The organism is Bacillus sp. I-2, from assembly GCF_001974945.1.
Taxonomy (GTDB): domain Bacteria; phylum Bacillota; class Bacilli; order Bacillales; family Bacillaceae; genus Bacillus; species Bacillus safensis.
This window is the reverse complement of record NZ_LZRW01000043.1, coordinates 185,242-210,813: the sequence shown is the minus strand read 5'-3', so window position 1 is coordinate 210,813 and position 25,572 is coordinate 185,242. Positions and strand designations below refer to the sequence as shown.

Sequence of the window (25,572 nt, the reverse complement as noted above, 5' to 3'; positions counted from 1 at the left end):
ACACCTCCTTAATTCCGGTAAGGTTTGCTGATTTTTCGTTCAAATAGGTCTTGCAGGAAGCTATAAATAATCGTCATCACCCAATACACGATCCCTACGGCTAAATAGGTTTCAAAGTATTTATAGTTCGCCGATGCAATCATCTTCCCTTGTGCAAACATTTCTGCCACACCAATCGTAAAGGCAAGAGATGTTTCTTTTAAAAGACCGATAAAGGTATTCCCCGTCGCTGGAATTGCATTTCTAATCGCCTGCGGGAAAATAATTCTAACGTAAGACTGCCATCTTGTCATACCGACAGATAAGCATGCCTCAAGCTGCCCTTCATCCACTGAGTTCAGAGCCGCTCTGAAAATTTCTGCTAAGTATGCGGAGTTTTTAATACTTAATCCGATAATGACCGCTGTTAAAGCATCCATTGAGGTCATCGCAGGGAATAGCTGCGGGAGACCAAAATAAATGAGAAAGAGCTGAACCAAGGTTGGAACCGCTCTGAAGAAAGAAATATACAGCTTGGCAAATTGGTATAAAACAGGTATCCGGTTTTTCGTAATGAGAGCGAATACCACACCAATGATAATGGCAAATACCATGGAGACAATCGCCATGAAGATCGTTATCGGCAAGTATTGAAGCAATGTCGGAAACACCGTCACCATATACTGCCAATCAATTTTGTTCATGTCTGCTCTTCACCGCCGCTGTCGTTATTTTTTAATTGGCACTGTCACATCGTCTTTGAAATATTTCTCAGACAATTTCTTAAGTGTCCCGTCTTCTCTCAATTCTTTGATGGCTTTGTTAAATTCTTCTCTTAGTTTGTCATGCTTTTTATCTTTCGCAAATGGGTAGCCTACTTCTTCATACACAATTGGGTTGCCTACGATTTTCAGCGGCAGACCTGTTTTTTCAATTTGAGCAAGTAATACACTGCGTCCGTTGACATAAGCATCTACGCGGCCATTTGCCACTTCATTTAATACGCCGTCTTGCGTTTCATATGTTTTAATCTTAATTTTCTTGTCTGGGTCTTTGCTCTCTAAGTTTTTAGCATGGTTAGAGCCAAGAACCGCCGCCACTGTTTTTCCTTTTAAATCGTCAAGACCTTTGATGTCGTTGTTGTCTTTTTTCACGATGATTTGTGTTCCTGCGTAAGCGTACGTATCTGTAAAGTTAAATGTTTGTTTACGCTCGTCTGTGATGGCGACTTGGTTTGACACGGTATCGAGCTTACCAGACGTTAGCTGTCCCATCAGTCCGCTGAATTCACTCAGCTGCCAGTCTAGTTTATAGCCAAGCTTTTTCGCAATAGCTTCTGTTACTTCAACATCGAATCCTACAAGCTTGCCATTGTCTTTATAAGCAAACGGATAGCTTTGTCCTGTAGCGCCTACTTTTAACACTTTTTCGTCTTTGCCTTCACTCTGATTGTTGCCGCCGCAAGCTGCTAAAACTGCCAGCATTGCTGCAAATAGAACGACTAGCCACTTTTTGTTTTTCATGTTTGTAAACCCTTCTTCCTCTTATGGTTGTGTGATATCTGATCTTAATTGTTTTTTGAAATAAACCGTGATATGACCTTTGCCTAAATCTTTTTCACCTGCTCTGACATAGCCTTTACGCTCATACATCTCTATCAGCCATGGATGCTTATCAGCTGTACCGAGCGACACGTACGGCACCTTCAGTGTATCCCTTAGCACTTCGGTTTCCACCCATTCCAGCAAGGCTGAGCCTGTGCCTTTTTTGGCGGCTGGTTCTGAGGCAAACCACCAGATATGAGGGACGCCGAACGGTCCTGGCTGCTCTCCCCAAGGCATACGGAGTGATAAGGTGGATAGAAGCTCTCCGTTTTCTTCCATCACATAGCAAAGATTCTTTTGTACATTATTCTGAACGAGAGCGAAATCAGCATGTGCTGCTTGAAACTGGATGCCGAGCTCACGAATTGGCTCGTAGGCTCTTGTTGTCAGTTCAAGCAGCGCCTCTATATCTGCCTCTGTTGCCAGACGAAACGTGTATCCCAACGTTAGTCACCTCACCCTTATGTCGTGTAGCGATTTTTTGGCTCTGTTAATCCGAGATTTTCTCGCAAGGTTTGTCCTGTGTAATCGGTTTTGAATAAGCCTCGTTCCTGAAGGATTGGGACGACGCGGTCTACGAACACATCCAGCCCTTCTGGCAAGAGCGGCGGCATGACATTAAAGCCGTCTGCTGCTTCTTCACGAAGCCATGTTTCCATCACATCTGCCAGCTGCTGCGGCGTTCCAATGAAAATATTATGACCGCGTGAGCCGGCAACCGATTGATAGAGCTGGCGAATGGTCAGGTTATCCTTTCTCGCCATATTCATCACGAGATCAAAACGGCTTTTCACCGCATTTGACGTGCTCGGATCAATCTCTGGAAGCGGTCCGTCTAAAGGATACTGAGACAGATCAATTCCGCCTAAGTAATTTTGCAGAATGCTCAGTCCAATCTCAGGAACAATCAGCTCCTGTAATTCTTCATATTTCGCTTGGGCTTCTTCCTCTGTATCAGCAATGATCGGGAAGATACCCGGCATGATACTGACGTCCTCTCTAGCACGGCCAGCAGCCTCTACTTTCCCCTTCAAGCTTTGATAAAATTCCTTCGCTTTATCGAGATCGTTTTGTGCTGTGAAAATGAGCTCTGCTGTTTTTGCTGCAAGCTTTTGGCCATCTTCGGAAGATCCTGCTTGAATGATCACGGGCTGCCCTTGCGGCGTACGTGATACGTTGAGAGGCCCCCTGACTGAGAAGAACTCACCTTTGTGCTGGAGCTCATGAAGCTTACTAGATTCGAAGAATTCTCCTGTTTCCTTGTTTCGGACCAGAGCGTCTTCCTCCCAAGAATCCCAGAGACCTTTGACGACCTCGACGAACTCTTCAGCCCGCTCATATCGTTTATGGTGTGCTAAATGCTCTTCTCCGCTAAAATTTTTCGCTGTTTCTTCAATAGAAGATGTGACCACATTCCATGCCGCTCTTCCGCCTGATAAATGATCAAGGGAGGCAAACTGCCTTGCAATATGGAAAGGCTCACTGTATGTAGTGGAAGCTGTTGCTGCTAAACCAATGGTTGAAGTAGACTCAGCAATAGATGAAAGCAGCGTGAGCGGTTCAAATCTCGTTAATACGTTCGGATGAGAGGTTTGATTAATGGATAAACTGTCGGCTAAAAAGAGCAAATCCAGCTTTCCTTCCTCTGCCTTTTTCGCTAATTGTTTAAAATAATTTAGGTTCATGGCTGCATCTGGTACTGCATTCGGATGTCTCCAAGAGGCAACGTGATGTCCAGTTCCTGCGATGAATACGCCTAGCTTGAGCTTCCTTTTCGGCTGTGACACTTGTTCTTCATCCTTTCTATATCCTAAATGTATCAAACCGAAGTCCTTAGAAGATACATTTTTCTGATTGAATTAATCGGTTTTATTAATAAAAAAAAGGGCAAATGTTGCGAAAAATGAAAAATAATTATTACTATATGCCCTTTTTACAGGATTGTCAACCGCCTTCTGAACCTCCAAAATAAGGGATTTCAAACGCTCATGACGGTGTATCAATCTCAATATTTCCGATGAGCCGGTCTGTGGTATGTGTCACCAATTGACTACGCTCCAGCATGTTGTGAGCGATCACAGAATGAGTGGAATTTGCGGTGCGGACGGCAATTGCTTTTTGAGGAGATCTATTGATGATGTTATTACGCAGCACACGGGCTGAGGCAGTCTGGTCAATAAAGATCGCCGTCGGCTGTCCAATCGATCGATTTAAATAGAAGCGGTTATCTCCAATTTGTGGTGAACCATTTTTAATATACATCACGACATATAAGGATGTTTCTTCAAAGGAATTATCTTTAATTTCCAATGCCCCCGTCGTGCTGCTGTATACAGCGTAGTTTTGATAGTGCTTAAAGCGATTCTGCCAGATGAAAGCCTTTGCATTTCCAGTGACACTGATCGTATACGAAGAATCTAGCTCCGGGTGTCCTTCTTGAATAAAGTGGTTGCCGTTGATTCCTGCTTCCCCTTCCTGCACCCAGATTCCTCTGCTGAATTCTTTGAATTGATTGTGCTGGATGAGAATATTCGTTCCTCTCACCACGGCCGCATCGATAACAGAGTAGACCGTATTGTTTGAAAAGACGACACTATCCGATTGATAGATACGCAGCGAGGCGCTTCTTTTTCCGGTATTCGTTCCTGATTCAATATGGTTTCCTTCTATTAGAATACGATTCGCCATATAAACGGACACAGCCGCATCTTCAAAAAGACTAATCTTATTGCCTGTAATGTGAACGCTGTCTCCTCTCACATCAATTCCTTTTTCAAACCCCTCAATCATATTGCCAATAATCATCACATTGTTTTCCGTTTGGCCAAGTGAGACGCCTAAACTCGTAATCCCTGCTTTTGTAACACCTCCTCCTACTGCACGAATCAAATTGTTGGCAATGATCGTTTCGGTGGAGAAGCCATAGGAGATACTGCTATCTGTATGATTGCCTTCAATGATCACACCATAGCCGTTAAAGTTATAGATGGAGCTTGCTGCACCTCCTCTGACGATGTTGTTGCGAATCTGAATATTCAAAGGCTCCTCCATATTAACGGCATTTTCTCCATAGCCTTCAATATCAATGCCCATTCTTGGCTCGACCCCATTTACTCCTGCTCTTTCCAAGAGACAGTCCTCCACAATAACCCCATCACATCCTGTAATCGAAATATTGTTGCGTCTCGAATCTGTGATGGTGCAGCCAGAAATATTAATAGATGCAGCAGGCGAGTATGGTTCCCCCTCTGTCAACAAACCGTGGGGACTGACAATGATGCCGTCTCCCGTACAATTTTTTATTTGGACATGATTGACCTCTACATGGGAGGCACCTTCAATACATATCCCAAAGCCCCATTCATGGGTTTTTCGTTCAGCGGGGAGCGGCTTGTATACATGCTCATGACGATCCCCTTCAATACGCCCGCCTCGAATGGTCACATTCTCAACCTTTCCTATATAAAAAGCTGCATACCCCCATGAATCATTTGGTTTCACCTTTATTACAGCGTCTGACGCCATCTCAATGCATATATGACTTGGCACCCGTATACCTGCACCTCGGAAAGGAAAAAATGGATCACCTCTGTACACCGCATCGATTAAATATGTGCCGCTCGGCAGCCAGATATGGGAATATCCCTGTGCTTTTGTCCACTCTAAACATTCATTGAGCTTAGCTGTGCAATCCGTTTTCCCGTCAGCAATTACACCAAAATCTAGTACATTGACAACAGGTTTTCTTAGATCAGCTTCATTCAATTCCCCCAACCTAATCACTCCTTTTCACACATGTTCTCTTGTCATCCTATGCATGTGGTAAAGGTTTGCTTGTACATTCCTTCAAATTTTAAATAAATTCTTTTGGAATAACTTTCCGATAATTTTCACTTCAAAGAATTTTTCATTTTTTTGAGTCTTTACGCCTATTGAACTAACATTTTCCTGTTTTAGAATAGTTTTATATTGACACAAGAACTATACAAGAATATCATTTTTCTCATATCTCTTTTTTTAAGAAAGGATCTATGCCATGTCTACAATTGATCACGATAAAATTGTTAAAAGTGTTCCTCAAAAAGGGTTTTTTGGACATCCTAAAGGACTTTACACACTGTTTTTCACTGAATTTTGGGAGCGTTTCTCCTATTATGGCATGCGTGCACTGCTTATTTATTATATGTACACAGAGGTGACAAAAGGCGGTCTAGGCTTTGACCAGACGACAGCCAATTCGATCATGTCTGTCTATGGTGCGCTTGTCTATATGTCAGGAGTGATTGGCGGATGGCTCGCCGACCGAGTATTTGGTTCGTCCAGTACGGTCTTTTATGGCGGAGTTTTTATTATGCTCGGCCACGTGATTTTGGCTTTGCCAAGCGGAGCAACAGCGCTCTTTATTAGTATGGGACTGATTATTATCGGGACAGGTCTTCTCAAGCCAAACGTTTCAAACATTGTTGGCGACCTGTATACAAAAACAGACCCGCGCAGGGACTCTGGATTTAGTATTTTCTACATGGGGATCAACATGGGCGGCTTTATCTCCCCATTAATTGTCGGAACACTCGGTCAAAAAGTGAATTTCCACCTCGGGTTCTCACTCGCTGCGGTGGGGATGCTTGTTGGACTTATTACATTTGTGGTCACAAAAAAACCGAACCTTGGTCTTGCCGGCACGTATGTGACCAATCCATTATCAGCTGCCGAACGTAAGAACTTCAAAATTTACGGATCATTGGTTGTGATTTTGCTTGCGGTTTTTGCTGTCATTGGCATTCAAACAGGCGCACTCACAATTAATCTATTCACTTGGTTTGTTAGTGCCCTTGGTGTACTCATTCCGATTGTTTATTTCATTGTCATGTATTTCAGTAAAAAGACGAGCGCAGTGGAGCAATCCAGGGTTCTCGCTTATATTCCATTGTTCCTTGCTGCCGTGATGTTCTGGGCGATTCAAGAGCAGGGCTCAAACATTTTAGCAACATATGCAGATCAACGAACAAACTTGAATTTCCTTGGGATGACACTAGCGTCTTCATGGTTCCAATCATTGAACCCAATCTTTATTGTGCTGCTGTCTCCAGTGTTTGCTTGGTTATGGGTCAGACTTGGGAAGAAACAGCCGTCTACCCCGATTAAGTTCTCACTCGGTCTTTTGTTTGCAGGGTTATCCTTCATCATCATGATCATTCCTGCATACATGTCTGGTCCGAACACACTTGTGAGCCCATTATGGCTCGTTTTGAGCTTCTTCCTCGTCGTGATCGGGGAGCTCTGCTTATCACCAGTTGGACTGTCAGCGACAACAAAGCTGGCCCCTGCTGCCTTCTCAGCGCAAACGATGAGCCTTTGGTTCCTTTCAAATGCAATGGCACAGGCGATCAATGCGCAAGTAGTCAAACTGTTTGATAAAGTGCCAGAAACCGTCTATTTCGGTATCATCGGATTCCTTGCCATCGTTTTATGCGGTGTGATGCTATTACTGACACCAGTAATTAAGAAAGCGATGAAAGGCGTTCATTAATAAAAAACTGGACATGAGTACATCATGTCCAGTTTTTTACTTTATTTATGATCATTATCTTACTGCATTATTCATTCGTTTTCATTGGTACTGTCTCATTTATTTCAATGTTAAAATAATTCACGGCATTGTGATAACAAATATCTTTGACTATTTTTCCTATAAATTCGTAATCCCTTGGAAGCTCACCATTTTCTATCCAAGTCCCAAATAAATGACATAAAATTCTTCTGAAATATTCATGGCGAGGGAACGATAAAAAGCTTCTTGAGTCTGTAAGCATACCTACGAAAGTGCTAAGCAAACCTATATTAGATAATGTTTTCATTTGATCTAGCATGCCGTCTTTTTGATCATTAAACCACCACCCGGATCCAAATTGAATTTTTGCTCTGGCATCAGAAGACTGAAAATTCCCTATAGTAGAGGCCACAATCGCATTATGAGCGGGATTTAAATTATAGATAATGGTTTTAGGTAAAAGGTTGTCTTTGTCTAATTCATTCAAAAAACCATTTAAATGTCTTGCTAGGTGAAAGTCAGACATAGAGTCGTACCCACTATCTTTCCCCGTTAACTTGAACATTCGTGTGTTATTATTCCTTAAAGCACCTATGTGTAATTGCATGGTCCAATGAAGAGAATGATATTTTTTACTCAGGTGAATAAGAGTGTTTGTTTTAAATTTATTGATATCCTCTAGGGATAGTGTTTTTCCTTGCAGAGCACGTACAAATATAGAAGACACTTCTTGTTCAGTAGCTGGTGAAAATGGAAATATTTCAAAACCATGATCAGAAATTCTGCATCCATTCGCGTGAAAATAATCAATTCGTGAATGTAATGAAGCGATAAAGTTTTCATATGTTAAAACAGCGCCGTTGATTGAATCACCTAATTTTTCTATATAGTTCAGAAAATTTGATTGTTCAATATTTAAAGCATGATCCGGTCTAAATGTAGGTAGGACCCTGGTTTTAATTCCTACATCTTTACGTATGATTTGATGAATTTCTAAAGTATCGATTGGATCATCAGTCGTACATACAACTTTTACATTAAATTTTTCTAAAATTCCATTTGTGGACATGTTACTTTCATTTAATCTCTCATTACAGATATCCCAAACTTTATGTGCATTTTTTTCTGAGAACAACTCATTTATATTGAAATAACGACTTAATTCTAAATGTGACCAATGATAAAGAGGATTTCCTATTGTATATGGAACAGTTTGGGCCCAAGCTAAGAATTTTTCCTTGTCACTTGCATTCCCCGTGATCAATCTTTCTTCTACGCCTAACCATCGCATAGCCCTCCATTTATAGTGATCTCCATTAAGCCAAATATCAGTCATATTTTCATATTTTTTGTTATTAGCAATGTCATCAGCCATTAAATGCGTATGAAAATCATAGATTGGCATATTTTTCGCGTAATCATGATAAAGAACTTTTGAACTTTCGTGATGAAGCATCATATCTTCGCTTAGGAATGTAGACAATATCGTCACCTCTATACATTTTATCGTTTCTTTATCCTTCAAACTTAATTTAGAAAATCTCAATTAAATTTAAATAAGGTGTTATTAACAAAAATAACACCTCACTTTTTTAGATCTTACTTAATTCACACTCCGTATTTACGTAGATTGCGTCTCGTTGTGCAATTAAGCATAGTTCTGCGGCTTTAAAAGTATGTTCTTGAGTCATAGCATTTTCAGTACCGTTTAAACAATCTAAAATAAGTTCGCCAAAGTAAGGGAATCCTACTTCTCCATTTAGAGAAAAATGCTGCTCTGTATGTTGATTTACTAAGTATAAATGGTCTCCTATTTTATCCCTTGCGATGTCTACGTATTTGCGAATTTCAATATACCCATCTGTTCCAAGAATGAATGTGCGCCCATCTCCCCAAGTGCTAAGGCCATCAGGAGTCAGCCAGTCTACTCTAAAGTAGTTTGTAGCCCCATTATCAGCAATCAAAGTAGCATCACCAAAGTCTTCTAATTCTGGATATTGATGATGCTTATAATTGCCCACTTTACTATGTACAACTTTTGCATCTTTTGCGCCAGAATAGAAAAGGAATTGTTCAATTTGGTGACTGCCAATATCACATAGAATACCTCCATAATATTCCTTTTCGAAAAACCAGCTTGGTCTGCTTTCTACATTACTACGATGTGGGCCAGTTCCAAGAACTTGTACCACTTTTCCAATGGCTCCTTGTTCAATCAATTGACCAGCAAATACGGCACTCTCCACATGCAAACGTTCACTATAATAAACAGCCCATTTAAGCCCCGTTTCAGCTGTTTTTTTACGAGCAAGCTCCAATTGTTCTAATGTTGTAAAAGGTGATTTATCCGTAAAGTAATGCTTACCATGATCTAAAACACGCAGCCCTAAATCACAGCGTTTTGATGTAATGGCTGCGCCTGCCACGAGCCTGACATCTGGATCTTCGAGAATTTCTTTCTCACTTTTGGCTGCCTGTACCTCCGGATATGCTTTACAAAATTCTTGTACTTTTTTCTGATCATGATCATAAACCCATTTTAATGTAGCCCCAGCCTCAGTTAATCCATTGCACATTGCATAGATGTGTCCATGATCAAGACCAATAGCCGCCATGACGAATTGTCCTTCTGTAACGACAGGGGCACTTTTTCCCTTAGGAGCATAATTCATTCCATCACTTTTCTGCATGATTGTTCCTCCTCAAGTAGCTTCCAGTTTATTTTGAATACTTATAACTTGATAACGTTAGACTTATATTTCCTCGTAATTCCCTCCAACGGTTATCGTATCGTCTGAAAAATTTTCTACACTGCTTTGTTTTTCATAAAAATGCTTAACGTTCGCGAGCATTCCTTCACGTGTATAAAAAGGATCGTCTGCTGAAAGAGGAAGCTTCACATGAACACCTAGGTTGGCAGATTTATAGATGGCTGTAATGAGTTCTAGTGTTTTTCTTCCTTCCGTTCCATCAATTAGAAGCTTCTGGTTACCCTTGATAGCCATTAAAAAATTATTTATTTGTCCTTTATGCCCTTCAAATAGTAATTCCGGATATTGATGAAAAGCTTCCTGAATACGATTTTCTAAATCCTCATCATTTTTCTCTTGAGGAAACCCATTTTCTTTAGCTATTTGAGCATTTACTTTCCATGGGACAGATACTCTAGCTTTTTCACCTTGAAAAATCAGTTGTTGTTCTTCTCCATGATGAACAACAGAACTGGTTACTTGTGCTAAGCTGCCATTTCCATAGCGAAGTACAGCAATAGAAAGGTCTTCAACCTCTGCATTATCATGCAAGGTATTACTAGTTGCTGCAAAAATGTCAGCCGGCAATCCTAACATCCATTGCAACATATCAATATGATGGACAGCATGATTAAGTGTACAGCCTCCACCTTCTTTTTCCCATGTACCGCGCCACCATAAATCATAATAACTATGACCACGCCACCAAAAAGAATCAACTTGAGTATGAGCGATTTTTCCAATGAGGTTTTGATCAAGGACATGTTTTAATCTCATAATGGGCGTCATAAACCTGTTTTGAGCAACAACAGATAAAAGCTTCTGGCTTTCAATAGATGCTTTTATCATTTCGTCACATTCTTTTAGAGAAGAAGCCATAGGTTTTTCTACTAAGACATGTTTGCCTGCTTTAAGAAAATCGATGGCAATGGTTGCGTGCATATAAGGAGGTGTACAAATGGAAACGGCATCAATCGTAGGATCATTCAATAATTCTTGGTAGTTAGCGACAACCCGTGCTTCCAGGTTATATTTTGTTGCTGCAGACATTGCTTTTTCAGGATAAATATCAGCTAAAGCTACAATTTTACTCATTTCAGGCATTGCAAGATAAGCCTCGATATGGGCAGTTGCAATAGATCCAGTTCCTATAATGGCGATGTTGGACATATCAATCTTTCCCTTCTGCAATAAGATAAATTTTCACTTCCAATAATGAGATAGCGCTTTCAAAAAACTGAATGATTCACCTAACTGATAGATCAGAGTACCGTTCATTTTGTTAATATTCTAGTTATACTAGTATGGTAGATCAAAAACATTATAACTCAATCTTTTTGAATTTTGTATAGTTTTTTGAATTTTCTTTTTAATATCCCACACTTTTATGATTGATCATGGCTTACACAGTGGAATCATCAAGAGATGCTCACAGTACAAGTATTCAGAAAAATGAAATGAATGTCTACCATTCTAATCTACTTGTATGGTAGTATGTTAGAGAAAGGAGATTAGAATAATGAATATTGATTTTAAAAACCAAAACCTCTCTACGAGGGAACAAGTTTACAATATGCTAAAAGATCAAATATTAAGCCTGAAGCTTCCACCTGGGACAAATATTTCTGAAAAGGAAATATCAGTTCAATTTAATGTGAGTCGAACTCCTGTAAGAGAAAGCTTTTTAAAATTATCTCAAGAAGGATTATTAAGTATCTATCCTCAACGAGGTACATTTGTTTCTTTAATTGATTTGAACCTTGTGGAGGAAGCACGGTTTATGCGAGAACATCTCGAGAAGGCAGTGATTAGACTAGCCTGTCAGGAATTTTCGGAAGAGCTGATTAATGATTTAGATATGAATTTAAGTATGCAAAAAATTTGCGTTAAGAAAAAAGACTATAAAAAAATGTTTGAATTAGATGAGGAGTTTCATAGAACTATTTTCAAACGGTGTAAAAAAGAAAAAACATGGTTAGTTATTCAACAGATGAATGTACACTTTAATAGGAGTCGCATGTTAAGGCTAGTAACAGATTATAATTGGGATAATATTCTTTCTCAACATGTAAATATCTTCAAAGCTATACAAGATCAAGATGCTGATAAAGCTGAAAAAATCATGGAAGAACATTTGAAAATTGCACTTGTTGATAAAGAATTATTGAAGAAAGAATATCCAAATTATTTTCAATAAAATTAGGGGTGATGGTAGATGAGAATGACATTCAGATGGTTTGGAGAAGGAAACGACACGATCACACTGGAACAAATAAAGCAGATTCCAGGAGTGGAAGGAATTGTTTGGGCACTGCATGATGTGCCCGTAGGAGAAGAGTGGCCAATAGAAAGAATGTTAGAAATGAAAAAATTAGCCGATAAACATAACCTTCATATTGAAGTGGTTGAAAGCGTGAATGTTCATGAAGACATTAAGCTCGGACTTCCAACTAGAGATCAATACATAGAAAATTATAAGAAAACAATTCAGAAGCTAGCAAAGGTGGGTGTTAAAGTCATATGTTATAACTTTATGCCTGTCTTTGATTGGATCCGTACAGACTTAAATAAAACACTTTCTGATGGATCTACAGCTCTATTTTATGAACATAGTCGAATTAAAGATATTGATCCGAAAGAATTAGTAAATAAAATTAGTGAGAACTCCAGTTTAACCATGCCAGGTTGGGAACCAGAGCGGTTAAATCACCTCCACCAACTTTTTGAAGCCTACAAAAATATAACAGAAGAGGATTTATGGGCCCACTTGAAATATTTTTTAGATCAGATTATTCCAATTGCAGAACTTCATGATATTAAAATGGCTATTCATCCTGACGATCCACCTTGGCCTGTCTTTGGTCTACCGCGAATAGTAACTAACCAAAAAAACATCAGAAAAATTTTACAACTAAATAGCAGCCCATATCATTGTATAACGCTCTGTACAGGATCTTTAGGAGCAAACTTAGAGAATGATTTAGTTTCTATGATTCACGAATTTATTGATAGAATACCATTTACTCATATAAGAAATGTACGCGTATATGATAACGGGGACTTTGTTGAAACATCGCATCGATCAAAAGATGGATCAGTAGACGTTTCAGCCATTATACATGCTTATTATGAAAGCGGATTCAAAGGTTATTGTAGACCCGATCATGGAAGACACATTTGGGATGAACAATGCAGGCCTGGATATGGTCTTTATGATAGAGCACTTGGAATTATGTATTTGTGGGGAGCTTGGGATGCTTTAAAAAATAAACAGTCTGTACGAAAAGAAGCAAAGGAGGAAGCTACATGGTAAACATACAAGAAAATAAAAATTTAGCTGGTAAAGTAGCTGTCATAACAGGAGGAAGTGGCGTACTTTGCAGCGCCATGGCAAAGGAACTTGCTAGACATGGCGTGTCTGTGGCTATTTTAAATAGAACAGTCGAAAAGGGTGAAAAGGTAGCCGAAGAAATTAACCTTATGGGTGGGAAAGCGATTGCGATTAAATGTGATGTGATGAATAAAGATAGTGTGGAACAAGCCGAGAAGATTGTAACAGAGGAATTAGGCATGTGTACAATATTGATAAATGGAGCTGGTGGTAACCACTCCAGTGCAAATACAACCAACGAAATATTTCAAACAGAAGATCTTACTAATCCTAAGGTAAATACTTTTTTTCATTTAAGTACAGATAGTGTACAAAATGTATTTGATTTAAATTTTATGGGGACTTTCATTCCTACACAAATTTTCACTAAACATATGGTTCATCAAAAGGGAGCAGTTGTCATCAACATGTCATCTATGAGTGCCCCTTCTCCAATGACCAAAGTGCCTGCTTATAGCGCGGCAAAAGCAGCAATTGAAAATTTCACCAAATGGTTAGCTGTTCATATGGCTGAGGCAGGAATTAGAGTAAATGCTATTGCACCGGGCTTCTTTTTAACCTCACAAAATAAAAACCTTCTCCTAAATGAAGATGGAGATTATACAGAGAGGTCACATAAGATTATTTCGAATACACCAATGAGAAGGTTTGGTACGCCAGAAGATCTTCTTGGTACCCTATTATGGCTTGTTGATGATCATATGTCAGCATTTGTTACCGGCGTGACAATTCCTGTTGATGGAGGTTTTATGGCGTATTCAGGTGTTTAATATTTTTATTTTTTCCTTGTCATACATCTTTATTTTATCTGTTTTTTAAATTTATAAGTAGGCTTGGAAAGGAGACATAAGAATGCAGACTGAGAACAGGAAACTAACACTCAAAAATTATATTGGTTATGGAACAATGGATATATTTGGAGGGGGAGCATTCGCTATAATAGGCGCATGGATGTTATATTTTTTCATTACATACTGCGGTCTTACCCCTGTTGAAGCAGGATCTATTATTGCAATTGCACGTATTATTGATGCGATAGCAAGCCCAATTATGGGCCATATCACTGATAATTTTGGTCGTACAAAACTTGGGAAAAAATTTGGAAGACGCAGGTTCTTTTTGCTAGTTGGAAGCCCTTTAATGGTTATTTATTCTCTTCTTTGGATTTCTGATATGAATTACTGGTACTATTTAACGGTTTATATTTTGTTAGAATTCCTTGCAGCAATGGTATTAATTCCATTTGAAACACTTGGAGCTGAAATGACGAATGATTTTAATGCTCGGACCAAGCTCTCAACAATAAGATTAATCTATTCAGGACTAGGAACATTTTTAGCTACCTTTATTCCAGGCAGATTATTCGAAATATTCGGAAAAGATTCACCTCAAGTTTTTCTTTACAATGGGATTATCTTCACCTTTATTTTTATGGCCGCATTATTAATTACACATAGAACAACATGGGAACGTAAAATAGAAGAAGACATGATAGAACCTGATGGTGTAGAAAAAGTACCTGCTATAGAATCCATAAAAAAAGTCATCATTGACTTAACATCTACTTTTAGAATAAGAAGTTTCCGTCAGCACCTCACGATGTATATTTGTTCGTTTACGGCCATGGATATTTTAAACGCTGTCTTTGTCTACTTTGTTGTGTTTTCTTTAAATAAAGATGCAGTGCTGGCAGCCGATTTATTATCTATTGGTTCATTACTTCAAATGGTATGTACAATATTGTTTGGTTGGCTCGTGATTAAAATAGGTCCTGCGCCATCTTTGAAAATATCTTATATTGCGATTATTACATGTATAAGTGGTTATATATTTTTATACTTCACACAGCCAGCTTATATGATTATAGCGTTGTATGCGTTCTCTGTTATCTTAGGCATCGGAAAGAGTGGATTATATTATATACCATGGAATATTTACACTTTCATTCCTGATGTAGATGAAATGGTCACTCGTAAAAGAAGAGAAGGAATATTTGCAGGTATTATGACTTTTACACGCAAGAGTACTACAGCTTTAGCCACATTCTTGGTAGGAGTTATTTTACAGGAAAGTGGATTCGTTGCAAATGCGACGACACAGTCTACTACAGCAATAAATGGGATTGTAGGTATTCTGTTTTTCGGAACTGTAGGGCTAGTCGGTATTAGTTTAGTTATTTCATTTAGATTTAAATTATCTAAGAAAACTCATTCCATTATGATTAATGAAATTAATAGGTTAAAGAATAATGGTTCAATGGAACAGGCTGATGATGAAACAAGAAGTGTTTTGAAAGCGCTAACAGGATGGGATTACGAGAAGCTTTGGGGTAATAATAACGTAGGATATCAGAATAAGCGCCAACATTTTGAACAACAAGATTTTAAGCAGGATATGAACTAACTTTTGTTGTTAGTTAAGAACTACAGCTCAGTTAAATAGTACTTCTATTAATAGGAGAAGTTCCAGAATCACTTCAAAAAAAAACACCTTCAGATTGATATCAGAGGTGTTTTTAAATATCTTAAATTTAGTGTTTTTTGATTTTAAAACCGGATCTCATCATCTCCGCGGATCTGCAGCTTCAGCGGTTCACTTTTCGCCTGATGCTTTTTCACATAGCGGTGATAGACAACATATCCAATGATCATAAGCGGTACACCGACATATAGCCCGATGCGCTGCTCTTGATCAAAGGCAAGGCTGACCAATACGATGGTATTCAGTGTAATTGCGATGATCGGCAGCACCGGATAAAGAGGCGTTTTAAATTTTAAGTTTTCCAGCTTTCCGCCTGCTTTCAAGTATTTTCTACGGAAAAGCAGCTGTGATAATGTAATCGTGATCCAGCCTGTCTGGGCACTCATGCCGGCAATGGACACGATCCAGGCAAATACCGTTTTCTCTGCAAAGAAGCCGGATAACAGCGAAATCCCTGTAAACAGGAAGGTGAGCAGTAAGGCATTCATCGGAATACCGCGCTGATTGACGCGTCTAAATGCTTTTCCTGCCATTCCTTCCTTCGATAAGGAATACAGCATTCTCGTTGATGCATACAAGCCAGAGTTCGCAACAGATAATAAAGCAATGATAATGACAAAGTTCATGATGTCTGCCGCAAAAGGAATGCCCGTTCTCTCAAACACAGTAACAAATGGGCTTTGCAGCACACTAGCTTCCTTCCAAGGCACCATACCCGCTAAGACAAAAATAGATAAGACGAAAAAGACGAGTGTACGCCATACGGTCTGATGGATTGAGCGGGGAACGGTTTTCTCAGGGTTTTCACTTTCACCTGCCGCAATCCCGATCAGCTCTGTTCCTTGAAACGAAAAATTTACTGTTATCATCGTAACCACAACAGCGAGCAGGCCATTTGGAAATAGCCCGTCACTCACAAAATGGCTGAAGTATGGGGCGGGTTCACCGCTCGTTGTTTCAATAAACCCAAACATCGCCGCTCCGCCTACGCCAATAAAGAGTAAAATCGCAATAATCTTAATGGTGGAAAAGAAAAACTCCGACTCCCCGAACGCTTTCGCTGACCGGGCATTTAATAAGAAAAGACAGAGTCCGAATATGAGACACCAAATCCACACATCTACTTGCGGCAGCCAGCGCCTCATCAGCTGTCCTGCTGATAAGAACTCAAGGGCGACCGTAGCCGCCCAGCCGAGCCAATAAATCCAGCCGACAGCAAAACCTGCTGCAGGGCTGACAAATTTCGTCGCATACGTATGAAACGAGCCCGACACAGGAAGTGCAACAGACAGCTCCCCAAGACACAGCATGGTTAAATACATGATCAATCCGCCCACAATATATGAAAGAACGGCTCCGACCGGCCCTGCTTGTCCAATCGTATAGCCCGTTCCTAAGAAAAAGCCTGTCCCAATGACACCGCCAAGTGAAATCATAAATAAATGGCGGGAGGTCATCGCCCTTTTCAATTGTTCAGGCTGATTTTGTCCAACATCCACAATGATGCCCTCCTTCTTCTAAGATGCTCTGTTATCAAAACATGTCTCCATGTGATTCATTCCATTTTCAAAACAACCTACTAATTATACATCTTTTATAATAAATATGCTTCCTTCTATGGTCACTGTCTCAAAGTCTTTATTTTAGTAATGTTCGCACAAATATGTGGTGGATCAAACCATTTGATAGGATGCCATATATCTAAAATATTGCACAAAAAAACCAGCATGAAACTTTATCGTTGCACACTGGTTTCGTTTCATTCTTTTCGAGTCTCATTTTAGACAGTTCTTATGATCACTTTTGTCACAAGTCATTCTGCTTTTAGCAAACACACTTTGATAAATTCATCTATTTCCTGAAAGCAGCGATTTTTAGATTCAGCGTGAAAAGCCGCAGAATAAGGATTGGCGAATCCATGCTCTCCCTCTACTATTGTCACGCAAAGCTTTTTCTTTTTCTCCAAAACACTCGCAATCTCCCTGGGATGAAAGGATGCTTCGATCTCCGGGAAAAATAACAGCGTTTTGCAGGCGGGCGCAAGATCGACGTCATCTCTGATCCTTGAACCATAAAATCCAATAACTCCGGTAAACAGCTGATCATTTTGGCTGCATCGCCAGGCAATTGTTGCCCCCACACTAAAACCTAGCAGAAATATGTCTATCGCGGCATTCTTCGTTTTTAACTCTTTTGCCAGATTCAGTACACTCTTTACAGGCTTATCAAAACCAACTTTATTCATAAAGTAGTCGTAAGCCTCATTTTCACTGACATAAGGGAAGTGCTTCGCCTGTCCCAATAAATGAGGACAATAAACCTCAAATCCAGCTTTGTCGAAATAATGGATCATACTCTTCATATGATCATTTATTCCGTATATTTCGTGTATTAAGATCATGACAGGTTTTTGTTTCGATGTATGCAAATGTTCACACTTCCCTTTTGTTTCTTAGAAGTCAATTGAATCGATTGGAAAATTTCGTTGGGATGATCATAGCATATTTTACCCGAATCGTTTATCTAACGTTCCACCAATCAAATCATCTTGAACTTGTGTATGGTTTTATTCACCTTTTAACTTGGGTATAGTTCTATCGTTTGTCCGTTCGACCGTTTGAAGGCATAAAGTTGGTGAGATTCGCTCAAGCTAGTTTCAAATGCTTTACTTTTAGGTTGCTTCTCTGTAAGATCATATGTTGTAAATACCAACAAGAAAAGTGGGGAATAAAATGAAAAAAATGTTCTTTGCCATTATTTTAGGCGCTTGTGTTGCATTGATCACGGCATGTGGATCTGGTGCAAGCGACAACGCGAATAAACAATCTGGGTCTAAGGAATCAGGAGACCTTTGGAAATCCATTCAGGATAAAGGTGTATTAACCATCGGAACAGAGGGTACTTATGCTCCTTTCACATTCCATGACAAAAAGACAGATAAATTAACTGGCTACGATGTAGAAGTCATCACTGAAGTAGCAAAACGTCTTGACTTAAAACCTGAATTCAAAGAAACACAATGGGACAGTATGTTTGCTGGACTGAACGCAAAACGTTTTGACGTGGTAGCGAACCAAGTGGGGAAAACTGGACGTGAAAATCAATACGATTTCTCTGATAAATACACGACATCTCAAGCCATTGTTGTAACAAAATCAGATAACAACGACATCAAGAAACTATCTGATGTTAAAGGCAAAAAAGCAGCACAATCGTTAACAAGTAACTACAATAAACTAGCAACAGATGCTGGCGCTAAGATCGAAGGCGTTGAAGGTCTTGCACAATCCATTCAATTGATTCAGCAAGGACGTACTGATCTGACGTTCAATGACAAATTGGCTGTATTGAATTACTTGAAAACAAGCGGTAACAAAAACCTAAAAGTTGCATTTGAAACAGGAGATCCTCAAGAAACGTATTTCGCATTCAGAAAAGGCAGCGGCGAAGTCGTTGACAAAGTGAATGGCGCACTAAAAGAAATGAAAAAAGACGGTACACTCGCTAAGATTTCTAAGAAATGGTTTGGTGAAGATGTTACAAAATAACATCCTAGGAGTCGTCATTCCTTGGGATCTTCTTCAGCAATCTTTTTGGCCAATGGTGATGCAGGGGATTTATTATACAATTCCCCTCGCCATCATTGCCTTTATTATTGGTATTTTTATCGCGCTTGTGACAGCTCTTGCTAGAATGTCTAAAATTAAAGCCCTCAGATGGATTTTCTCCATCTATGTGTCGGCCGTTCGCGGAACGCCGCTTTTTGTGCAATTGTTTATTATTTTCTATTTCTTTCCGACATTTAATATCACACTTGATCCATATCCAAGTGCCATTATTGCTTTTTCTTTAAACGTAGGTGCGTATGCGTCTGAAATTATCCGTGCATCTGTCCTGTCTGTTCCAAAAGGACAATGGGAAGCAGGTTATTCCATTGGGATGACACATCGCAAAACGCTCGTCCGCGTGATTTTACCGCAGGCTGTGCGTGTATCGATTCCACCGCTGTCTAATTCATTCATTAGTTTGGTGAAGGATACATCCCTCGCCTCCCAAATTCTCGTGGCAGAGATGTTCCGTAAATCACAGGAAATTGCTGCGGCGAACTTGGATCAAATCTTGTTTATTTATATGGAAGCAGCCCTCATCTATTGGGTATTCTGCTTCATTCTATCGCTCGTTCAGCATCAAATTGAAAAACGACTTGATCGATATGTCGCAAGGTAAGGAGGGAACGACATGCTAACAGTCAAAGGTCTCAAGAAATCCTTTGGTGAAAACGAAATTTTAAAGTCGATTGATTTTTCGATCAACAAAGGGCAGGTTGTGGCCATTCTCGGTCCATCTGGTTCAGGAAAAACAACGATGCTTCGCTGTTTAAATGCACTTGAAATACCAAATGGCGGCTCCTTTACCTTCGATGATTTCTCGATTGATTTTTCGAAAAAAAATAAATCAGCTGATCTCCTGAAGTTACGCCGGAAATCAGGAATGGTGTTTCAGGATTATCACCTGTTTCCTCACCGTACAGTGCTTGAAAATGTGATGGAAGGTCCTGTTCAGGTGCAGCGCCGTCCAAAGGAAACGGTTCGAAAGGAAGCCATTCGGCTCTTGCAAAAGGTCGGTCTGGAAGATAAAAAGGATCTGTATCCATTCCAGCTCTCAGGCGGTCAAAAGCAGCGTGTCGGGATTGCCCGTGCACTTGCCATTCAGCCAGAGCTCATGCTTTTTGATGAACCAACCTCTGCGCTTGACCCTGAGCTTGTCGGGGAAGTCTTAAAGGTCATGAAGGATCTAGCGAAGGAAGGCTGGACCATGGCAGTTGTCACACATGAAATTAAGTTTGCCCAAGAAGTAGCAGACGAAGTGATTTTTATTGATGGCGGCGTCATCGTCGAACAAGGTCCCCCGGAAGAAATCTTCAAACGACCAAAGGAAGAACGAACAAAACAATTCTTAAACCGGATTTTGAATCCAGTATGATGAAAAAAGGCTGTTCTCACGTGGTGAGGACAGCCTTTTTTCATCTTTTTAAAAGTAAGCGATTACAATTGAGCAAAGCCATTTAAAGGGGTGTGAGAGTATGTTACGATGGAAATCGAGTGTTTAAGAAAGAAGGGAATGCTTTTGAAGCGGGAACATCTTTTACGTTGGTTTTTTTATTTTGTTGGATTGATCGTACTAGCTTTTGGACTATCGCTGACAGTGAAAGGGAAGATCCTTGGGATTGGTCCTTGGGACGCTTTCCACTACGGACTGTTTCAGCATTTTGGACTCACAATTGGACAATGGTCCATTATTATTGGTGCACTTATTGTGACACTGACTTCTATTTTTACGAAATCATTTCCAAAGATCGGCGCTTTACTAAATATGGTGCTGATTGGCGTGTTTATTGATTTCTTTAATGCGATATTACCTGCGCCGCATGGGTATTTACCGGCTTTATATGTATTTATTACAGGTGTTGTAGTTTCTGGATACGGTGTTGGCATTTATGTTTCAGCTAATCTTGGCGCTGGGCCACGGGACTCATTAATGCTGCTCATCTCAGCGAAAACGGGACTGAACGTACAGTGGGTTCGAAATGGCATTGAGTTAACAGTGCTTTTATTTGCATGGATGCTCGGTGGACCGATTGGCATTGGAACGATTTTGACTGCGATCTTCACAGGTCTTGTCCTTCGTTTCTCCTTGCCGCAATCAACACGGCTCCTACAGCTGCTAATTACTAAAACAGCTGAAAAACCTGTTCAAACACTGACTAGATGAGAACAAGCCATTCTATAATCAGAATGGCTTTTCTTTTGGTTAAATAAATAAACAGACTTTTCTTTTAATTATAAGAGGAAATCAGCCTGCATCTTCCTCTCCTTTTGGGCTTTCACTGTAAGGAGGCCTCTTTCTCTTTTGCACGGCACTCTCCAATGGTACAATCAATGTAAAAAAATTAGAGGTTCGTTATGAAAATATATGCTATCCAATTACAACACTTAGATGAAATTGATGCACGACAACAAATAGAGCGGCTGAAACCCTTTGTGTCATCTGAAAAGCGTGCAGCGGCTGAACGCTTTCGTTTTTTGATCGATGCAAGAAGAACCTTGTTAGGTGAGGTGCTGGTTCGTCAAACGATCCATGATATGTATGATCTGCCTATGGATCAGATCGTTTTTGAAACAGAGGGCAATGGCAAGCCTGTCGTACGGCATCTTCCTTCTTTTCATTTTAATCTTTCTCATTCTGGCAATTGGGTCGTTTGTGCAGTAGATGATGCACCTGTTGGGATTGATATTGAGGAAATCAAACCAATTGATTTGGCGATTGCCAAACGATTTTTTTCAGCGGATGAGTATCAGGATTTACTCTCACAGCCGGCAGAACGGCAGGAAGCCTATTTCTTTCATCTATGGTCAATGAAGGAGGCCTTTATCAAGCTGACTGGAAAAGGCTTATCCTATGGGCTTTCGTCCTTTACAGCCCGTCTGTCAGAGGATGGACAGGCGGCGTTGACATTACCTGATCATGAAGCGCCTTGCTTTGTTCAAACATATTCACTTGACCCTGCCTACCAAATGGCGGTATGCTCACGAAAGTCTGCTGCGGCTGAAAGCGTTGAGAGACTCACTTGCAGCGATATACTGCCCCGCCTTTAATAACGCGTGCTTTTCTGAAATACCGTCTTTAATAGATCAACTCCGCGTGTGATCTGCTCTTCTTTCACCTGCCAAATGTTCAGCTGAAGAATGGGCTCCTTTTGATAGTCCGACAGGTAATAACGGTCAATTGGCTGAATGGAAACAGATGCCTTTTTCAGCTGCTGAATGAGCTGATTCATGGGAATCGACCGGTCGACACGTACATGTGTATGGGTAGCCGGCTCCTGTTCTCCCAGCTGATAAGCGCTCTGATCATTTTTTAAACTTGCTACGAGCTGCTTGGAGCGGTTTCGATAGGTCTCCCGCATTCTATCTCTATGCCGTTCAAACATCCCGCTTTTTAAATATATTTCTAAGGCTGCCTGGGACAGCATCGAGCTGTCGATATCAATCAGTCGTTTGTGTTCGCTAAAAGGTGTAATCAGTTCTTCAGGTAAGACGACCGCTCCTGTTCGAAGCCCCGGAAAAATGATTTTCGAAAAGCTTTTCAAATAAATGACCTTTCCTGCCTGATCATACGAATAGATCGGGTCTCTTTTTGTATCGAATTCTAAATCTGCTATATAATCATCCTCAACAATGTAGACATCATATTTCTCGGCAAGGGATGCAATCGCTCTTTTTTCTCGTTTTGATAAACTCGTTCCAAGCGGGTTTTGAAATCTTGGCATCGTATAGAAAAAACGAATCTCCTCTTCTCGAAAGATACGTTCTAATTCGATAAGATCGATCCCTTTTTCCGTCCGCTGAATTCCGCGCACAGGCAATTGGTTTTTCTCTAAATATTGGAGATATAAGTGATACCCCGGCTGTTCGACTAGGATGGTTTGTTTTCCATTCGGAAAAGGGATGGTGCTTAAAATGGATAAAGCGAGCTGAATGCCAGAGGTCATGACGATCTGTTCTGGATGAGCAAACACTTGATAATCCATTAATCGCTTTGAAATGACTGGCAGCAGTGATGGTAAGCCGTTGGCTGTGCCGTAAATAAACAAGTCATTTTGATACAAATCGATCGCTTGGTTGATGCAGTGCTGGAAATCGACATATGGAAACACAACGGGATCAGGTGCAGATGAAGCAAAATCAATCCATGTGCCGTCCTGCTTGCCTGCTCGCTGCTTCGTTTTCACGACATAATAGCCGCTTCTTTCTACAGAATACAGCAGATGTCCACGCTCCAATGTATCCAGCGCCTTGATGACAGTGCTTTTGCTCACTGCATATTGAGCTGCTAAGTGGCGAATGGATGGAATTTTCATCCCAGCACTGTACTCACCAGAATCCATTTTTCTTTTTAAACTCAAAACAAGCTGATCATATTTCCTCACACCTTTTCCTCCTTGTACCGGTACAGATATCATGTTCTCTTATTGTACACGGTAAATGATCCGATTACGATAGAAGAACAGAACCGGTCAATTCATTTGAAGCATGCATGCTCATGTAAGGAGTCACGTTATGAATATTTCAAAACAAAAAGCGTATGCTGCCGCAATCGCATACGCCTCTATCATTGGTTTTTCCTTTTTGTTTGTCAAAATAGCATTAGAATCAGCAAACCCAATCGATTTATTGGCACACCGCTTTACTGTTTCTTTTGCAGCCGCTCTATTGCTGTATCCATTTTTACGAAAGAAGAATTGCATATCCATTCAATGGCGTGATCTCATTTATATCGTACCGTTTTCCTTGCTTTATCCTGTTTTGTTCTTTGCTTTTCAAGTGTGGGGATTGATGTATACATCTTCTTCAGAGGCTGGCATCATTCAAGCGACGATTCCCATTTTGACGATGCTGCTGGCAGCCTGGTTTTTAAAAGAACGTGCGACATGGATACAAGTGCTGTTTACCTTTCTTTCTGTGTGCGGGGTAATGCTTCTCTTTGTCATGAAGGGAATTGATGTCCAGCATTCTCACTTCATCGGCTATGTGCTGATTTTACTTTCAGCCTTGTCATCCAGTGCATATAGTGTGTTTGCCAGAGTGATTACAAAACGATTCCATGTGATCGAACTCACCTTTGTGATGACCTTCTTTGGCTTTGTCTTTTTCAATGCCGCCGCGCTTATCCGGCATTCGATCAATGGCTCATTGCCTCAGTTTTTCAGTCCATTTACAGAAGCATCCTTTGTATGGTCGATGCTCTTTTTAGGTATTCTTTCATCTCTTCTTACCGCATATTTATCAAACTATGCACTCTCGCAGCTAGAAGCGGCAAAGGTCAGCATCTTTAACAATTTATCAGCGTTTATCACGGTCGCCGCCGGGGTTCTCATTTTACACGAAACGATTGATTGGTATCATTTCCTCGGAGGGGTGCTGGTCATTGGCGGGGTGATTGGCGGGAATGTGGTGAAGAAACAGCATTCATAAGAAAAAGCGGCCTCTTTATAGAGAGCCGCTTTCTTTTTTAATGTCTGATCAATTGCTGCTTGGCTGCAAGCTCAATCACATGTCTCATCTGCTCTGCAAATGGCTCAAGATGTGTGTTGATGTACATGTGGCCTCCATCGAAATTGGTGCGTTCGATGGTTTTTGCCCATTTTAACCAGCCGCTTGCATCCTGCATGCATTTCTCATCTTGCTTTCCATTGAATAAATAAACAGGTGTGTCGATGATCGATTGATCTGTGTGCTGAAAGGTTTCCAGCGCCCGATAGTCTGCACGCAATGACGGCGTAAAGTAATCCATCATTGGTTTGTTCTCTAGTAATTCCTTTGGAATCCCGCCCATTTCGGCAATATGCTGTACAAATGCTTCGTTGGATAAATGCGTCAGCATCTGCCGTTTTGTTTGCGGAGGCTGAATGGCTGAGATCACCACTGCTGCAGGATAAATTCCTTCCTTTTCTAGCAGCTGGGTTAGTCTGTATACCACAAGCCCTCCCATTGAATGTCCGAACAGAATAAATGGGCGGTTCAATTTGTCCGTGAGTCCTTCTTTATACAGCTCTGCCAGCCGGTCAATGCTTGATTCAAGCGGCATGAGATTGGTGCCGTGCCCTGGGGGCTCTGCTGCTGTGACTTCGGCCACGTCTTTTAGCTGTTCAAAGAGCGGACGGTATGAGGCGGAATATCCGCCGGCAAAAGGAAAACAAATAAGCTGAATGAGATCTGATTTTTTTTCAAAGGTTTTCAATAACTGATTCATACG

At 40.4% G+C, this 25,572-nt stretch carries 23 protein-coding genes; 11 read left to right on the top strand and 12 right to left on the bottom strand.

Annotation, left to right across the window (positions count from 1 at the left end; all coding sequences use genetic code 11):
- Window positions 1–8: 8 nt before the first annotated feature.
- The 5 genes from BAE31_RS14010 to BAE31_RS13990 form a co-directional block, all read right to left on the bottom strand.
- Window positions 9–683, bottom strand: a complete 675-nt coding sequence (locus tag BAE31_RS14010) for an amino acid ABC transporter permease (RefSeq protein ID WP_024427305.1) — start codon at window positions 681–683, stop codon at window positions 9–11.
- Window positions 684–707: 24 nt separating this feature from the next.
- Complete coding sequence (locus tag BAE31_RS14005) at window positions 708–1,502, bottom strand: amino acid ABC transporter substrate-binding protein (protein ID WP_024427304.1); 795 nt, start codon at window positions 1,500–1,502, stop codon at window positions 708–710.
- A 21-nt stretch (window positions 1,503–1,523) separates the two neighbouring features.
- Window positions 1,524–2,027, bottom strand: a complete 504-nt coding sequence (locus tag BAE31_RS14000) for a GNAT family N-acetyltransferase (protein WP_024425523.1) — start codon at window positions 2,025–2,027, stop codon at window positions 1,524–1,526.
- A gap of 17 nt (window positions 2,028–2,044) precedes the next feature.
- Window positions 2,045–3,370 carry an LLM class flavin-dependent oxidoreductase gene (locus BAE31_RS13995; RefSeq protein ID WP_076840725.1) on the bottom strand — a complete coding sequence of 442 codons (1,326 nt, stop codon included), beginning with the start codon at window positions 3,368–3,370 and terminating at the stop codon, window positions 2,045–2,047.
- A 199-nt stretch (window positions 3,371–3,569) separates the two neighbouring features.
- Window positions 3,570–5,357 (bottom strand): right-handed parallel beta-helix repeat-containing protein, encoded by a 1,788-nt coding sequence (locus BAE31_RS13990; protein WP_076840724.1) that lies wholly within the window; start codon window positions 5,355–5,357, stop codon window positions 3,570–3,572.
- Between the two features lie 262 nt (window positions 5,358–5,619).
- Between BAE31_RS13990 and BAE31_RS13985 the strand changes: the two genes are divergently transcribed.
- Window positions 5,620–7,113: a peptide MFS transporter gene (locus BAE31_RS13985; RefSeq protein ID WP_041106561.1), complete on the top strand. Its 1,494-nt coding sequence runs from the start codon at window positions 5,620–5,622 to the stop codon at window positions 7,111–7,113.
- Between the two features lie 67 nt (window positions 7,114–7,180).
- Here BAE31_RS13985 and uxaC read toward each other — a convergent pair whose 3' ends face one another.
- The 3 genes from uxaC to BAE31_RS13970 all read right to left on the bottom strand — a co-directional run bounded on the left by uxaC (window position 7,181) and on the right by BAE31_RS13970 (window position 11,054).
- Complete coding sequence (uxaC, locus tag BAE31_RS13980) at window positions 7,181–8,617, bottom strand: glucuronate isomerase (protein WP_076840723.1); 1,437 nt, start codon at window positions 8,615–8,617, stop codon at window positions 7,181–7,183.
- 109 nt (window positions 8,618–8,726) lie between these two features.
- A complete protein-coding gene (locus tag BAE31_RS13975; RefSeq protein WP_076840722.1) occupies window positions 8,727–9,824 on the bottom strand; it encodes a Gfo/Idh/MocA family protein in 1,098 nt (365 codons plus the stop codon).
- 63 nt (window positions 9,825–9,887) lie between these two features.
- Window positions 9,888–11,054 (bottom strand): Gfo/Idh/MocA family protein, encoded by a 1,167-nt coding sequence (locus BAE31_RS13970; protein WP_041106567.1) that lies wholly within the window; start codon window positions 11,052–11,054, stop codon window positions 9,888–9,890.
- Window positions 11,055–11,403: 349 nt separating this feature from the next.
- On the opposite strand from BAE31_RS13970, the gene BAE31_RS13965 reads away from it, so the two are divergent.
- The 4 genes from BAE31_RS13965 (at window position 11,404) to BAE31_RS13950 (ending at window position 15,678) form a co-directional block, all read left to right on the top strand.
- Entirely contained in the window at window positions 11,404–12,081 is a 678-nt protein-coding gene (locus tag BAE31_RS13965) for a GntR family transcriptional regulator (RefSeq protein WP_041106570.1), read from the top strand.
- An 18-nt stretch (window positions 12,082–12,099) separates the two neighbouring features.
- Window positions 12,100–13,197, top strand: coding sequence for a mannonate dehydratase (uxuA, locus tag BAE31_RS13960; protein ID WP_076840721.1), 1,098 nt, complete (start codon window positions 12,100–12,102; stop codon window positions 13,195–13,197).
- Entirely contained in the window at window positions 13,191–14,045 is an 855-nt protein-coding gene (locus tag BAE31_RS13955; protein ID WP_076840720.1) for an SDR family oxidoreductase, read from the top strand. The genes uxuA and BAE31_RS13955 overlap by 7 nt, the downstream gene beginning before the upstream one ends.
- Before the next feature lie 82 nt (window positions 14,046–14,127).
- On the top strand, window positions 14,128–15,678 hold the full coding sequence (locus BAE31_RS13950) for an MFS transporter (protein WP_076840719.1): 1,551 nt from the start codon (window positions 14,128–14,130) through the stop codon (window positions 15,676–15,678).
- Between the two features lie 143 nt (window positions 15,679–15,821).
- Here BAE31_RS13950 and BAE31_RS13945 read toward each other — a convergent pair whose 3' ends face one another.
- Both BAE31_RS13945 and BAE31_RS13940 read right to left on the bottom strand, forming a co-directional pair.
- Window positions 15,822–17,255 (bottom strand): amino acid permease, encoded by a 1,434-nt coding sequence (locus BAE31_RS13945; protein ID WP_041106578.1) that lies wholly within the window; start codon window positions 17,253–17,255, stop codon window positions 15,822–15,824.
- A 314-nt stretch (window positions 17,256–17,569) separates the two neighbouring features.
- Window positions 17,570–18,184, bottom strand: coding sequence for a dienelactone hydrolase family protein (locus BAE31_RS13940; RefSeq protein WP_041106580.1), 615 nt, complete (start codon window positions 18,182–18,184; stop codon window positions 17,570–17,572).
- Between the two features lie 304 nt (window positions 18,185–18,488).
- Between BAE31_RS13940 and tcyA the strand changes: the two genes are divergently transcribed.
- The 5 genes from tcyA to BAE31_RS13915 all read left to right on the top strand — a co-directional run bounded on the left by tcyA (window position 18,489) and on the right by BAE31_RS13915 (window position 22,412).
- Window positions 18,489–19,304, top strand: coding sequence for a cystine ABC transporter substrate-binding lipoprotein TcyA (gene tcyA / locus BAE31_RS13935; protein WP_076840718.1), 816 nt, complete (start codon window positions 18,489–18,491; stop codon window positions 19,302–19,304).
- Window positions 19,291–19,983, top strand: a complete 693-nt coding sequence (locus BAE31_RS13930) for an amino acid ABC transporter permease (protein ID WP_024424286.1) — start codon at window positions 19,291–19,293, stop codon at window positions 19,981–19,983. Before tcyA ends, BAE31_RS13930 begins: the two co-directional genes overlap by 14 nt.
- Before the next feature lie 12 nt (window positions 19,984–19,995).
- On the top strand, window positions 19,996–20,739 hold the full coding sequence (locus BAE31_RS13925; RefSeq protein ID WP_024427293.1) for an amino acid ABC transporter ATP-binding protein: 744 nt from the start codon (window positions 19,996–19,998) through the stop codon (window positions 20,737–20,739).
- A 144-nt stretch (window positions 20,740–20,883) separates the two neighbouring features.
- Window positions 20,884–21,528, top strand: coding sequence for a YczE/YyaS/YitT family protein (locus tag BAE31_RS13920; RefSeq protein ID WP_041089049.1), 645 nt, complete (start codon window positions 20,884–20,886; stop codon window positions 21,526–21,528).
- A gap of 191 nt (window positions 21,529–21,719) precedes the next feature.
- On the top strand, window positions 21,720–22,412 hold the full coding sequence (locus BAE31_RS13915) for a 4'-phosphopantetheinyl transferase family protein (protein ID WP_076840717.1): 693 nt from the start codon (window positions 21,720–21,722) through the stop codon (window positions 22,410–22,412).
- On the opposite strand, the gene BAE31_RS13910 is transcribed toward BAE31_RS13915, so the two are convergent.
- The gene (locus BAE31_RS13910; RefSeq protein WP_076840716.1) at window positions 22,409–23,746 is read right to left on the bottom strand and encodes an aminotransferase-like domain-containing protein; all 1,338 of its coding nucleotides are present in this window, start codon (window positions 23,744–23,746) and stop codon (window positions 22,409–22,411) included. The two genes, BAE31_RS13915 and BAE31_RS13910, sit on opposite strands and share 4 nt — an antisense overlap.
- A 130-nt stretch (window positions 23,747–23,876) precedes the next feature.
- Between BAE31_RS13910 and BAE31_RS13905 the strand changes: the two genes are divergently transcribed.
- The gene (locus BAE31_RS13905) at window positions 23,877–24,791 is read left to right on the top strand and encodes a DMT family transporter (RefSeq protein ID WP_076840715.1); all 915 of its coding nucleotides are present in this window, start codon (window positions 23,877–23,879) and stop codon (window positions 24,789–24,791) included.
- A gap of 37 nt (window positions 24,792–24,828) precedes the next feature.
- On the opposite strand, the gene BAE31_RS13900 is transcribed toward BAE31_RS13905, so the two are convergent.
- The gene (locus BAE31_RS13900; protein ID WP_076840714.1) at window positions 24,829–25,569 is read right to left on the bottom strand and encodes a thioesterase II family protein; all 741 of its coding nucleotides are present in this window, start codon (window positions 25,567–25,569) and stop codon (window positions 24,829–24,831) included.
- Window positions 25,570–25,572 lie beyond the last annotated feature (3 nt).